Origin of the sequence: Lysinibacillus phoenicis (genome assembly GCF_047238325.1) — a bacterium.
In the GTDB taxonomy this organism is placed as follows: Bacteria; Bacillota; Bacilli; order Bacillales_A; family Planococcaceae; genus Lysinibacillus; species Lysinibacillus irui.
This window is the reverse complement of the sequence record NZ_JBDFMP010000002.1, coordinates 3359062-3372500: the sequence shown is the minus strand read 5'-3', so window position 1 is coordinate 3372500 and position 13439 is coordinate 3359062. Positions and strand designations below refer to the sequence as shown.

At 37.6% G+C, this 13439-nt stretch carries 11 protein-coding genes and 2 riboswitches (1 of these 13 running past the window's edge); of the genes, 2 read left to right on the top strand and 9 right to left on the bottom strand.

Annotated elements, in window-relative coordinates; genetic code table 11:
- From ABC382_RS18300 to ABC382_RS18260, 9 genes are all read right to left on the bottom strand, one after another.
- On the bottom strand, positions 1-786 hold the 5' portion of the coding sequence (locus ABC382_RS18300; RefSeq protein WP_274794603.1) for an NCS2 family permease. The gene continues 516 nt to the left of window position 1, outside the view; only the first 786 of its 1302 coding nucleotides appear in the window; it begins with the start codon at positions 784-786; the stop codon falls past the left edge of the window.
- 130 nt (positions 787-916) lie between these two features.
- Positions 917-1018, bottom strand: a riboswitch (purine riboswitch).
- Between the two features lie 216 nt (positions 1019-1234).
- A complete protein-coding gene (locus ABC382_RS18295; RefSeq protein WP_322611876.1) occupies positions 1235-1903 on the bottom strand; it encodes an MOSC domain-containing protein in 669 nt (222 codons plus the stop codon).
- A 177-nt stretch (positions 1904-2080) separates the two neighbouring features.
- Positions 2081-3634 carry a glutamine-hydrolyzing GMP synthase gene (guaA, locus tag ABC382_RS18290; RefSeq protein WP_274794605.1) on the bottom strand — a complete coding sequence of 518 codons (1554 nt, stop codon included), beginning with the start codon at positions 3632-3634 and terminating at the stop codon, positions 2081-2083.
- Between the two features lie 156 nt (positions 3635-3790).
- A riboswitch (purine riboswitch) is annotated at positions 3791-3892 on the bottom strand.
- 32 nt (positions 3893-3924) lie between these two features.
- Complete coding sequence (locus ABC382_RS18285) at positions 3925-6108, bottom strand: DUF4129 domain-containing transglutaminase family protein (RefSeq protein WP_274794606.1); 2184 nt, start codon at positions 6106-6108, stop codon at positions 3925-3927.
- Positions 6105-7286 (bottom strand): DUF58 domain-containing protein, encoded by a 1182-nt coding sequence (locus ABC382_RS18280; protein WP_412927006.1) that lies wholly within the window; start codon positions 7284-7286, stop codon positions 6105-6107. Before ABC382_RS18280 ends, ABC382_RS18285 begins: the two co-directional genes overlap by 4 nt.
- Complete coding sequence (locus ABC382_RS18275) at positions 7283-8227, bottom strand: AAA family ATPase (RefSeq protein WP_322611878.1); 945 nt, start codon at positions 8225-8227, stop codon at positions 7283-7285. Before ABC382_RS18275 ends, ABC382_RS18280 begins: the two co-directional genes overlap by 4 nt.
- Before the next feature lie 274 nt (positions 8228-8501).
- Positions 8502-8822 (bottom strand): NAD synthetase, encoded by a 321-nt coding sequence (locus tag ABC382_RS18270; protein ID WP_274794609.1) that lies wholly within the window; start codon positions 8820-8822, stop codon positions 8502-8504.
- 159 nt (positions 8823-8981) lie between these two features.
- Positions 8982-9806: an NAD(+) synthase gene (gene nadE, locus ABC382_RS18265; RefSeq protein WP_322611879.1), complete on the bottom strand. Its 825-nt coding sequence runs from the start codon at positions 9804-9806 to the stop codon at positions 8982-8984.
- Positions 9807-9826: 20 nt separating this feature from the next.
- Positions 9827-11287, bottom strand: coding sequence for a nicotinate phosphoribosyltransferase (locus ABC382_RS18260; RefSeq protein WP_322611880.1), 1461 nt, complete (start codon positions 11285-11287; stop codon positions 9827-9829).
- A 311-nt stretch (positions 11288-11598) separates the two neighbouring features.
- On the opposite strand from ABC382_RS18260, the gene ABC382_RS18255 reads away from it, so the two are divergent.
- Together ABC382_RS18255 and ABC382_RS18250 are read left to right on the top strand one after the other, a co-directional pair.
- Positions 11599-11940, top strand: a complete 342-nt coding sequence (locus ABC382_RS18255; protein WP_274794612.1) for a P-II family nitrogen regulator — start codon at positions 11599-11601, stop codon at positions 11938-11940.
- 13 nt (positions 11941-11953) lie between these two features.
- The gene (locus ABC382_RS18250; RefSeq protein WP_322611881.1) at positions 11954-13255 is read left to right on the top strand and encodes an ammonium transporter; all 1302 of its coding nucleotides are present in this window, start codon (positions 11954-11956) and stop codon (positions 13253-13255) included.
- The last annotated feature ends 184 nt before the right edge of the window (positions 13256-13439 follow it).

Genomic DNA, 13439 nt, shown 5'->3' with positions numbered 1-13439 from the left:
AGTACCAGCTGTATCAAAGAAATCAACAAACAAGAATGTTAACACTACTACTAAAAACTTCACGTTAAATAGGGTTTCAATGTCACCAAGGGGTTTTAACGCAACCATAAATGTAGAATCCACACTTGGAATTGCAGAAACAATCGCTGCTGGCGGTTCAATAATACCTGTAATCATTCCAACAACTGCAGTGATTACCATCCCTAAGAAAATACCGATACTGCGTAATTTAATAATAAGAATAACAGAAAGAATAATTCCGAATACTGCTAGTAATGTTGCACCAGTAAACGTTCCTAAAGTAACTAATGTAGCTGGACTATCTACAACAATCCCTGCACCTTGTAAACCTACGAACGTGATAAATAAACCAATACCTGCTGATACTGCATATTTAAGTTGTACTGGAATTGCATTAATAACTGTTTCACGAATTCCTGTTAAAGACAAAATGATAAAGATAATTCCAGAGAAGAAAACTCCAGTTAAACCAGTTTGCCATGGAATGCCATATGCGCCTACTACGGTAAAGGCGAAGAATGCATTTAGGCCCATACCAGGAGCAAGTGAGATTGGGAACTTAGCGAAAATCCCCATAATCAAAGAACCAACTGCTGCTGCTAACGCTGTAGCTACAAAAACTGCACCTTTATCCATCCCTGCATTTTCTAAAATACCTGGGTTAACAGCTAGAATATATGCCATTGCAAGGAAAGTTGTAATACCACCTATTATTTCGCGGCGATAATTAGTTCCCAATTCATCGAACATGAAATATTTTTTCATTTTCAAAAAATCCTCCGTGTGGTCGTCTTCAATATCGAAAACAAAAAAGACACGCTGACTACTCTACTAGTCGCATGTCTACGATAATTTCATCACAAATAGTGTGTGAAATAAATTAGGGTTTATACATCTTTATATAAACTCCAATCGTAGTCAAGTTATTTACGGTAACTTGGTAGAAACTCACGGGCCTTATTCCCGACATTATACGACGACTTATTTAATTTACATTCGTAATATATCATTTCATTTTTTAGATTTCAACCCCATTTCCGAACATTTTCATAAAATAAAATACGAAAGTTCGTGTAAAATTCTTATTTAATGTTCACATTCTAAAAAATCATCGCCAGAAAAGCAAAAGTACTGAACAATTATTAACCGATAGAAAGTAAAAAATCCCCCAGAATTCTTTCGAATTTTAGAGGATGCCCATCTTATGTCTGTCCTAATTCAACACTTTACTTTGCAAGAGCTGAATTCTTTTTTCTAATTTTTCTTTCCAATCTTCCGCTAATGCATCTACTGCTTGTATTTGTTGCATGGCAATAGCATCTTTGTTTTTAAAATATACTTCATTGCAATACAAAACGGATATACATGCAGGGTGCTTTTCTACTAATTCAACTTTTGAGTCTGCACAGATTGTTCCTTCTTCTAGTACGCGCGCAAGGAAGCCTGTATAGCCTGTCTCAATTAAACGTTTAAGTAATATGTTGGCCTCAGTATATCGATCAATCGTGCTACATGGAATACGCCCTTGTGTAATTTGGATGACAGCATCCCCAATTTTATAAATATCACCAATACAAACTTCTGCTTCCAACATATTCGTTACAGTTAAGTTTTCACCAAATGCAGCAGTAGGCAATGTTTTACCAAGTTCCTGTTCCCACTGTATGTAATGCTCCGCTGGATATAAACAAACAGCACGATCAGGGCCACCATGATGTTTTTTATCTGCCACATCATCCCCCTCGAAACCACGAGATGATAAATAAACTTCTTGTACTCGTTGCTTTTCAATCCCTGTAATCATCGAACGCCCTTTACTATCAAGTAATTCTTTCGGCATTCCAACTGCAAGTGTGTGAATCATCGGCATCTTTTGCTTCATTTAAATCACCCCTAATCTAAATAGTATCATTTCTTCCATTCATTTAGTTTACTACATACAGCGCTTTATCAGCAATTATTGCTTTATTTTACACTTTGAAGTTTTTGACTGAAGTTTCACTTTATAAACGAAAAAAACCCTAAAAACCTTTTATCAAGGTCTTTAGGGCATTTGTTTCTATTCCCACTCAATCGTTGCAGGTGGCTTAGATGTAATGTCATACACTACACGGTTAACATGTTTTACTTCGTTTACTAGGCGAACTGAGATTTTCTCTAGCACATCCCATGGAATACGTGCCCAGTCAGAAGTCATACCGTCGATAGATGTAACGGCACGGATACCGATTGCATAGTCATACGTACGAGCATCGCCCATTACGCCAACTGAACGGATATCAGGTAATACCGTGAAGTATTGCCAGATGTCACGATCAAGACCAGCATTTGCAATCTCTTCACGTAGGATATAATCAGATTCGCGAACGATTTCTAATTTTTCTTCTGTTACTTCTCCAAGTACACGGATACCTAATCCAGGACCTGGGAATGGTTGACGCCAAACGATTTTTTCGTCAAGACCAAGTTCTAAACCTAGCGCACGTACTTCATCTTTAAATAAAGTTTTCAGTGGCTCGATTAATTGGAATTGCATATCTTCTGGAAGACCACCAACGTTATGGTGTGATTTGATTGTTTGTGCAGTAGAAGTACCAGATTCAATAATATCCGTGTAAAGAGTTCCTTGTGCTAAGAAATCCATACCTTCAAGTTTTGATGCTTCTTCATCAAATACATAAATGAATTCATTACCGATAATTTTACGTTTTTTCTCAGGATCAGAAACACCAGCAAGTTTGTCCATGAAACGTTTACGTGCATCAATTTTAATAACATTCATGTCGAAGTCTTCTGTGAATGTTTTCATTACCTGTTCAACTTCACCTTTACGGTTTAAGTTATGGTCTACAAACATACATGTTAATTGATCGCCGATTGCTTTATGGATTAACACTGCCACAACTGAAGAGTCTACTCCACCAGAAAGTGCACATAATACTTTTTTATCGCCAACTGTTTCGCGAATTTTAGCGATTTCAATCTCAATGAAGTTTGCCATTGACCAATCGCCTTTTGCTTCACAAATATCGAATACGAATTGTCGTAATAAGTCATTACCATAAACAGAGTGACGTACTTCTGGATGGAATTGTACAGCATATAATTTACGTTCTACATTTGCCATTGCAGCAATTGGGCAAGATGCGCTTGTTGCGATAACTTCAAATCCAGCTGGAACTTCAGTTACATGGTCCCCATGACTCATCCATACGATTTGTTCAGCAGGTAACTCACCAAATAACTTGTTTGAAGTCGTTACTTGAATTTCAGCTTTACCATATTCACGCGTTTCAGCACCTTCAACTTTACCACCGTTTGTATGCGCCATTAGTTGCATACCGTAGCAAATACCTAAGATAGGTAAGCCTAAATCGAAAATAGCTGGATCCACATGGAAAGCATTCTCATCATAAACAGAGTTAGGGCCACCAGAAAAAATAATACCCGTTGCATTCATATCTTTAATTTCTTCCGCAGTTACCGTATGTGGATGTAATTCACTGAAAACACCAAATTCACGGATACGACGCGTAATTAATTGGTTAAATTGGCTACCGAAGTCCAGTACAACGATTTTTTCTTGCTCTTTTAATAAAGGGCTAGCTGTCAAAATTTCCACCTCTTCTACTATTTTTAAAGGATATTTTCATTTGTTCAAAGAAAAACGCGAAGAAAGTAAAATAACTTTCTACGCGTTCAAAAGCTCTAGAATCGTGATAAAGGCGAATGCGTAGCAAAGTAAAGTGATTTACTATACTTTTCACCTAACGAAAACATCCGCCTTCATAGAGAAATCATTTATGGTGATTTCGTAGAAACATCCGAACCCTATTATCGAACTTATATGAAAGCAATCCTTGCATTTAATTTTTTTCATTTTACTCTTTGTCTACGTTAAAATCAACTGATAGTGCGATTGATTAAATATTCCCAACTTTCTTTCAGCTTTATAAAATCAACGTCTTCTTTATCTTTCCCATAAACATGTTGCTCATATACTACTGTTAACTTTTGCATTTCATCTGTCTCAAGTGCTAAATCTACACGCTCTGCGAAAGCACGTAATGTTTCCCCATCTCTCCTGCGCAAGCCAATACGAGATAATTGCTTTAATAACACTTGATAAGAAGAATCAAAGTTTGACCAATCAGCTGCCTTTTTGCGATATGACCTTACATGCATTTTCGGGATCCACGTTTTCCTTTTCAAATATAAGGAAATACCAGTAATGATTAATAAAACAATGATGCCAATCCACACATAAGTATACTTTTTCAACCACGTCCACACAGCATCTAAGCTAAATGTTGCCGGAGACTGTACCTTTTCAGTTACCTCTTTTTGCTGTTTCTTCTGCTCAGGTTTTTGTTCTGGCTGTATTACTTCTTCCTGGTCAGATGTATCTAATGGCACATCATAATCTATGTTCACATTACCGGAAAATCCAATGGTAGGTTCAAATTCCATCCAACCAGCCCCTGGTATATATGCTTCAACCCAAGAGTGTGCATTGTCATTTGTGACTTGATATTCACGTAGTCCGTCTGTCATTGGTCCTGCTGTTCCAGGCGCAAAACCCTTAACCCATCTTGCCGGAATTCCTACAGAACGTAAGAGCACAACCATTGAAGTAGAGAAATTATCACAATACCCTACTTTTGTATCAAATAAAAATTGATCGACATAATCTTGATTTTCAGCAGGAATTGCAGCTTCCTTTTTATCATATCTAAAGCCATTTGTTCTAAAGTAACTTTCTACAGCTTTAATTTGATCGTATACCGAAGCTTTACCTTGCGTTATTTCAGACGCCAAGTCTCTTACACGCTGCGGAAGCTGATTTGGTAATTGTAAAAAACGATTAAACGAAGAATCTAATGTTTCAAGTGTAGAGGGATAGGACAATTGGAGCTGTTCCATACTATAAACTGGTTCACTATAAGATAATGAGTAGTTTGATAATGATTTTGATTCATCTACCTGCTGCTCTATCATCATCTTTTCAGTCTGCTCATCTTGAATAAATAACGTGGAGCCTTGTGCTGAAACAGATATCAAACCATATGTTTGAATTAAAAACGGCATTGGAATAGCAATATCTAGTTGGATGTGGCGTTCATTTTCAGATGGTCCTACTTGTAAAGAGGTTAAAATCGGTGTATCTGTCTCATAGACATTTTTCCCAAAGTTCCCCTCTGAAACAACCCAGCCTTTAGATGTATAGGTATCTTTCGTTTCGATGCGCCAATAATGACGATCACGAGAAGAGGCAGTAAAAATTAATGTATTATCTCCTTGAAAGGGACCACCCAACTGACTATCGTCTTGGCTATAACCAACTGATTTTTCACCAGCTCCATTTCCATCTTGTCCAGTAACTCCCTGGATAAATGGAACAGGATCTGCCCATGTTGGTCCAGTCTTTGGTAAAAAGAATGCAACAGAACTAACAAGTAATACTGACACAAGCATAGGAATAACAATTTTCCACTTCTCTATTGCAGTACTTGTTGTTTCCATTTGAAGCCATAGACGTTTAACAAAAAGTACACCTGTCATGATTAATCCAAGAACAACAACTTTTACAATTGCAGCTTTACCATCGTAGTCACTAAACGTATCTAAAGTGGCAATAAAGAATACTGTCATGGCAAAAAAGTAAAATATATTTTTTCGTACTGATACCCAATGGTGAATTAAATATACGAGCATCCAGATTAAAACAAGAAAGAGCACTGTCCTAAAAGCATCTGAAACTTGTCCAAAATCTCCTGATAGTATCGTTGCCATATTCCCTTTCCATTCAGACAATAAGAATGGTACAGTTTCTCGAGAAAGAACAGGACTTTTGCTATAAACAAAAACGATAAACCAAGTTATATAGCTAAACTTTACGAATCCCGATAACAACGGATGTACACGGAGTAAACTTAGCGCTAAGGACATCCCAATAAAAACAAGGAAGAGATTCATTCCACCAGTATTAGTTAATTGCATAATAGGAATGAGCCATTCTCGTAAAATGAAGAATACAATTATATACGCAATGGCCAATTCTATAAATTCCCCTAACGATTGCTTCACGGTTTTATCACCTCCGTGAATAAATGATAAAAATCTGTTGGGTCTACAAAGACAACTTGAATATGTTTATAACGCATCGTGTGCTCTGATTGCACAGGCGGCTGTTTTGCCACTACAAAACAAATACAGCTTTTTACTATATTCGCAAGAGTATGTAGCAACTCGTCAGAGACATCACTTGTCACATAAAGCAATGTTGCTACTTGCTTAAAGGCTTGTTGATCATAGAATCGGAATTTAACATTCTCAGCAGGTTTGATAGCAGCTAAATGATACATGACCTGATCTAACTGCTTTTCACCCTGTATAACCGGAAAAACTTTCGTCATTTCCCCAGCTGTAATAAAAGATAAATCACCACGCTCTTGTATAATCAGCTGGAGCATCGATGCAACTAATTCCACTTTTTCTTCAAACATTGAAGACCTTTTAGCGTCAAGCACTAACATTAACTCAGATGATTGCCAATCCTCGAATTCCTTAGATTGTAAGGTTTGTGTTCTCGCAAACGATTTCCAATGAATCCATGAAAATCGATCACCCGGAACATACTCTCTTAACCCAACAGCCATAGAAGTGTCCTTTACAATGGAATAAGGAGACATCATTGGACCAACATCATATTTCGTCTGAAGTGCTGCGTATTTCATCTCTCGTATTCTCGGATAAACTAAAATAGTTTGTTCCTTTTCCGCTACGACAACTTTTTTTGCCCAGCCAAAGAAATCATAGAAGATAACTGTAACTCCTAAGTAGCGATGCTCTCCACGAGGAACATTATCCAAATCATAATGCCAGCTAAACTTTTTTCTAAATCCAACAAACTTAATGGCATTTGAATTTTCTTTTTTAGCTTGTACCAACCCTTCACTATCGACAAGTTCCTCCATCATAATATAAGCAAAAGGGAAACTTGTTTTTCGTTCTATCGTAATATGCACCTTTGCTGATTGCCCACGTTCTATATGCGCTGGTTCAATTTTGCGTTCTACTAATAGAATATCTTCTCGAACAACAAAGAACATGAGTGCGTACACTAAAAATGGACTAACTGTAAAAAAAACAAACCAGCTAACAAATCCACCTTGGAACATAGCATAACAAAATGTTACGACCATCAAGAAAGTAATTAATAGGAAATGTTTACTTTTTTCTAATAAAACTTTCCATCGCTTCATTGTTCTGCAAACCTTTTTGTTGGCACTGGTGTTTTAGCAATAATACGATGGATAATTTCATCTGCTGTCACATTATCGTAGCGAGCATCTGGCTTTAGAACTAAACGATGGCTGAAAACAAACGGCACTAGGTATTGAACATCGTCAGGAGTAACATAGCTTCTTCCTTTCATAAATGCGTAAGCTTGAGAAGCTTTCATTAGCGCGATTGTTGCCCGTGGGCTCACCCCTAAATGTACATAGTTATTTTCCCTAGTTTGGGTAGCAAGTTCCACCATATAATTTTTTACTGAGTCTTCTACATACACACCTTGGACGAGCTCCTGTAGTTCTATTAATTGCGCTACGGATAACACCGCTTCAATTTTTTCAATTGGTTTACCATTCTCAGCTCTTCGCAAAATTTCAATTTCCTGTCCCCTAGATGGATAACCCATTTTTATCTTCAATAGAAATCGATCTAATTGCGCTTCTGGCAAAGGATAGGTACCTTCATGTTCAATCGGATTTTGTGTGGCCATAACAAAAAACGGCTGATTTATCATCAATGTTGTTCCGTCAATTGTAACAGAGGCCTCCTCCATACCCTCTAACAAGGCGGACTGTGTTTTTGGCGACGTACGGTTTATTTCATCCGCTAAGACAACATCCCCCATAATTGGTCCAGGACGAAATTCAAACTCCATAGTCTTTGGATTATAAATAGAAACACCAACTACATCTGATGGCAATAAATCTGGCGTAAATTGAATTCGCTTAAATTGTGCATCAAAAGATTTTGCAAGTGCTCGCACCATCATTGTCTTTCCGACCCCAGGAACATCTTCCAATAATACATGGCCCCTCGCTAATAATGCGACAATACCGAGCTCAGCAACCTCTCTTTTACCAATCATTACTTTTTCTATATTTTCCAAAACATCTTGTATTTGAGAATTCATAAATCAAAAAACCTCCCATTCCGTCAGACAATTGCGAGAATTGTACGATAACTTATCTAAGCATATCGAAATTTGGCTAGTAAAACAATTATCTGAAACTTCTACCTATAGCTATTAAAGAAGGCTTGTTTGAATGTCATCAAACAAGCCTAGTTCTTATTATATAACGTTCTTCACAATTAGAATGTTACAATTTTAATCTTTTTAACCATATTTTTCACAATTAGATTACAAAAAAAACTCCCCACATCAGAAAATGTAGGGAGAGCCATTTTTAAATAGATGAGCGGTAACTATTGAGTCTCTTCTTTTGCTTACTTAAACGACTTAGTTTTAAGGCTGTTTCATTTAATTCGTGACGTATTTGCAAATCACACGCACTATCCATATGAATAGGCGCAACATGTTGAAGTTGTCTCTGTTGAGTTGGTGTAGCCATTGTATTGTGCTTCTTCTCTTTATTTCTTTGCAAACTATGTCTAAATTGCTTTTGTGGATTCCCTCCAAAATTGTGGCTTAAATCACCAGCATGTAAATATTGAGTTTCCTGTCGAAAAACACTACTTGTCGTTGCACTTATTCTAGAAGTCCTCATAAAAAGTTACCCTCCTCTACATTTTATTATCCTTATAGGTAATTATATCGACATTATATGCTGTTAATGAACAGTATAGAACCAAATTAAATAAAAAAAGAGAGAAAAGAGCTATTTTTAAAAGTGATAACCACTTTTTCATAACCCTTTTCTCTCATCTTACTTCCAAAAATCATCAAATATCGTAATTGGCATATGACGTTTATGTTGAGAACGTAAATAATAGCCCTCTAATAGCTTGCGCGATTCTTCTGGAATTTCTTTACCCTCTAAATAATCATCAATTTGATCATACGTTACACCAAGCGCCACTTCATCTGGTAATGATGGTCGATTTTCCTCTAAATCTGCTGTTGGTACCTTTTTATAAAGATGCTCTGGACAATTTAGTTCTGCTAACAACTGTTTTCCTTGGCGTTTATTCAATCGAAAGATTGGCATTAAGTCTGCTCCGCCATCACCAAACTTTGTGTAAAAGCCTGTGATAGCTTCGGCAGCATGATCCGTCCCTAAGACAACTGCCCCATTCATTGCAGCAATTGAATACTGCACCTTCATACGTTCACGAGCTTTTTCGTTCCCTTTTACAAAGTCATTTAGCTCAACACCTGCATTTGCTAGGGCGATCACACTTGCATCTACAGCCTCTTTTATATTCACTGTGTACGTTTCCGTTGGTTTTATATAATCAATGGCATCTTGGCAATCTTGTTCATCTGCTTGCACGCCATATGGTAAACGAACGGCAAAAAATGAATACTTCATTTCTCCTGCCTCTGCATTTAATTCATCAATCGCCAACTGCGCTAGCTTCCCAGTTAAAGTTGAGTCTTGACCGCCAGAAATACCAAGAACAAACCCTTTCACAAAGTTATAACGTTTTGCATATTCCTTTAAAAAATCAATGGATTTACGTATTTCCTCCTGAACATTAATAGTAGGTAATACACGCAGCTCCTCAATAATTTTTTGCTGTAAAGTCATCGTACCGTTCACTCCTTCTTTTACATTAGCTTTACCATATTGTGTACTTCTTCAATATTTCGCATCTTATTATCCCAACATTTTTGACTGAGATCGACTGGATATTCTTCAGGATTCATCGCACGTTTATATTCATCCCACAGCAATTCTAAATTTTCAGCAGCATAGTCACGCATTGCCTCTAAAGTAGGATTTTGATAGTGGATTGTCCCATTTTCAATGACATGCTGATGAAGATTTTTCGCTTCAAAATTTGTGACAAACTTTGATACAAATGTATGGATTGGATGGAACATTTTAATGCGTTCCTCTGCTTGAGGATTTTCATCTTGCATCGTGATGTAATCCCCTTCTGCCTTCCCATTCTTTTTATCAATAATTCGGTAAACATTTTTTAGTCCAGGCGTTGATACTTTTTCAGCATTGGCCGAGATTTTAATTGTATCCTCTAGCTGCCCTTCACTATTTTCAATAGCAACCATTTTATAAACCGCACCTAATGCAGGTTGATCGTAAGCTGTAATAAGTTTTGTACCTATTCCCCAAACATCTACTTTTGCACCTTGAGCTTTTAAATTTAAGATTGTATATTCATCTAAATCGTTTGAAACAATGATTTTAGCATCTTGGAAGCCAGCAGCATCCAACATCCGACGAGCTTCTTTTGATAAAAACGCAATATCTCCACTATCTAAACGTATGCCAATAAAATTAATTTTGTCTCCTAGTTCTTTCGCAACTTTTATAGCGGTTGGCACCCCAGATTTCAACGTATTGTAAGTATCTACCAAAAACACACAATCTCGATGACGTTTAGCATAAGCATGGAATGCATCATAGTCATTTTTATAAGCTTGTACTAATGCATGCGCATGTGTACCTGAGACAGGAATATTAAAAAGTTTACCCGCTCGAACATTACTAGTGGAAGCAAAACCTCCGATAAACGCTGCACGCGTTCCCCAAATGGCCGCATCCATTTCCTGTGCACGCCTTGTTCCAAATTCCATAGCCACTTCATTTTTGATAATTTGCTTAATTCGACTCGCCTTTGTTGCAATTAATGTTTGGTAGTTAACAATATTAAGCAATGCTGTTTCAATTAGTTGAGCTTCCACTAACGGAGCTTCAATTCGAACAATTGGTTCATTAGCAAAAACAAGCTCTCCTTCTACCATGGAATACATATCCCCTGTGAATCGAACATTCTTCAAATAGTCAATAAAGTCCTCTTTATAGCCTACTTCCTCACGTAAATACGCAATATCGGATTCACTAAAATGAAAATCACGAAGATAATCAAGCATTCGCTCTAATCCAGCAAATACGGCATAACCATTACCAAAAGGTAATTTCCTAAAATATAATTCAAAAACCGCTTTCTTATTATGTATGCCATCCGCCCAGTAGGATTCTGCCATATTTATTTGATATAAGTCTGTGTGTAGCGCTAAGCTATCATCTGCATAGTTTGATCTCACATAAACCCCTTCTTCCGCTTTGATAATTAGTCCTAGTATACACTATATACCCAAATTCTTGCGCCTTACATTTCTTCTACCCGATGTCAGCTTTCCTAACATAAATAGTCAGAAAATTTAGAACTGTACACATTTTAGACACAAATTTTAGTACCGCTTTCATTCCCTTTATAAAAACCTTTTTTGAAAAATAGTTCGATACCAGAAATATATCATGTTATATAACATTACATGTATTCTAAAAAAACAATTGCACTGTTTTTCATACCGTTTTAACATGTAAATTAAATTTACGCAAGGAGCTGGTAGACATGAAAAAAATTGAAGCAATCATTCGGCCTGAAGTTTTTGGGGCAGTTCGGGACGGACTTGCACAGGAAGGAATTGCTGGTTTAAGTGTTTCTGAAATCGCTGGCTGCGGTCGTCAGCTCGGTAGAACAGGGCTATTTCGCGGCAATACGTATGAAATAGAATTTTCACCTAAATTAAAGTTAGAAATGATTGTAGACGATGGAAAAGTTGATGCCATCGTAGAGATTTTGTTGCATGAGGCAGCAACTGGCAAGGTTGGCGATGGAAAAATTTTCATTTATCCTGTAGAACAAGCAATTCGCATCCGAACAAAAGAAGTCGGTTCGGTTGCAGTAGAATAAAGGGGGCGATTAGATGGATGAAGTACTCTTATCTGTTAATTTAATTTGGGTGATGCTAGGCACAATTTTAGTATTCTTTATGCATGCAGGCTTTGCCATGGTTGAGGCAGGATTTACTCGTTCTAAAAATGCAGTCAATATTATCATGAAGAATTTCCTTACTATTTCAATCGGCGGCATCGTCTATTTTTTATGTGGCTACGCCATAATGTTTGGCGACACATTAGGTGGTATTTTCGGCACTAGCGGCTTCGCCTTAAATGGGGTCGACGATCTTTCTTTCTTTATTTTCCAAACTATGTTTGCCGCAACAGGAGCGACTATATTATCTGGTGCTGTTGCAGAACGTACGAATATTTTCGCTTATATCGGAGTTATTATACTCATGTCTTTATTTGTCTACCCTGTTGTAGGTCACTGGGTTTGGAGTGGTCAAGGCTGGTTAACAGATTTAGGCTTTATTGATTTTGCCGGATCTACGGTTGTTCACTTAACAGGGGCTGTCGCAGCATTTGTCGCAGCCGTTATGGTAGGACCACGACTTGGTAAATATGAAAATGGTCGGGTAAATGTTATTACAGGGCACAGTATTCCTTTAGGCGCTTTAGGCGTATTTCTACTTTGGTTTGGTTGGTTTGGTTTTAATGGGGCATCTACTTTAGCCGCAGATCCTGAACTAGTTCCCAATGTCATTGCCAATACATTCTTTGCCGCAGCAGCTGGCGTAGCTGCTACCGCATTCTATACGAAATTTCGTTACGGACATATTGATGGTTCCCTTACATTAAACGGTGCATTAGCAGGTCTTGTAGGGATTACAGCTGGTGCTGCAAATGTTAGTATTATAGGTTCCCTTATTATTGGCCTTGTAGCAGCTCCATTCCTTGTTGAAGGTGTACGTTTCCTAGAGTGGAAGCTAAAAGTAGATGATCCCGTTGGAGCAATTGCTGTTCATGGGATATGTGGGATTTGGGGAACACTAGCCGTTGGATTATTTGACATCGATGGTCAAGGCCTATTTTATGGTGGTGGATTTGGTCTGCTAGGTATCCAAGCAATCGGTATCATCGCAACCATTGCCTGGGTTAGCGTATCTGTGGCAGTTGGCCTTTTAATTATCAAAGCATTTATTCCATTACGCGTAACGGCTGAAGAAGAAATTGCTGGCTTAGATGTAATGGAACACGGTGCTCCAGCTTACGAATTCCAGGATATATTTAAAAGCTCCGCGGTTCGAGGGGAAACCTTCGCCCACCGTTTAACACACTTTGGTAAAACACAGCAAAACCATGTAAAAGAAGAACAACACGTATAACTAGGGAAATCTGCCGCCTTTTCTTAAAGTAATGGGGGCAGATTTCTATATATATTTGTCTATCGAAAGTTATCTCTTTTTTTGCTCGAGGTAGAGAGATGTGATCATACTTTTGCCGAAAGTGCTCTTAACCACTGTTAAAGTGATCATTTCTTTGCCGAAAGCGCTCCTAACCTCGGTCCAA

What these genes read in the sequence shown, in the direction of transcription:
- ABC382_RS18295 (WP_322611876.1), bottom strand. Translation starts at nt 1,903, where the DNA reads ATGAAGCAAAAGATGCCGATGATTCACACACTTGCAGTTGGAATGCCG.
- ABC382_RS18280 (WP_412927006.1), bottom strand. Translation starts at nt 7,286, where the DNA reads ATGAAGCGATGGAAAGTTTTATTAGAAAAAAGTAAACATTTCCTATTA.
- ABC382_RS18275 (WP_322611878.1), bottom strand. Translation starts at nt 8,227, where the DNA reads ATGAATTCTCAAATACAAGATGTTTTGGAAAATATAGAAAAAGTAATG.
- ABC382_RS18270 (WP_274794609.1), bottom strand. Translation starts at nt 8,822, where the DNA reads ATGAGGACTTCTAGAATAAGTGCAACGACAAGTAGTGTTTTTCGACAG.
- nadE (WP_322611879.1), bottom strand. Translation starts at nt 9,806, where the DNA reads ATGACTTTACAGCAAAAAATTATTGAGGAGCTGCGTGTATTACCTACT.
- ABC382_RS18255 (WP_274794612.1), top strand. Translation starts at nt 11,599, where the DNA reads ATGAAAAAAATTGAAGCAATCATTCGGCCTGAAGTTTTTGGGGCAGTT.
- ABC382_RS18250 (WP_322611881.1), top strand. Translation starts at nt 11,954, where the DNA reads ATGGATGAAGTACTCTTATCTGTTAATTTAATTTGGGTGATGCTAGGC.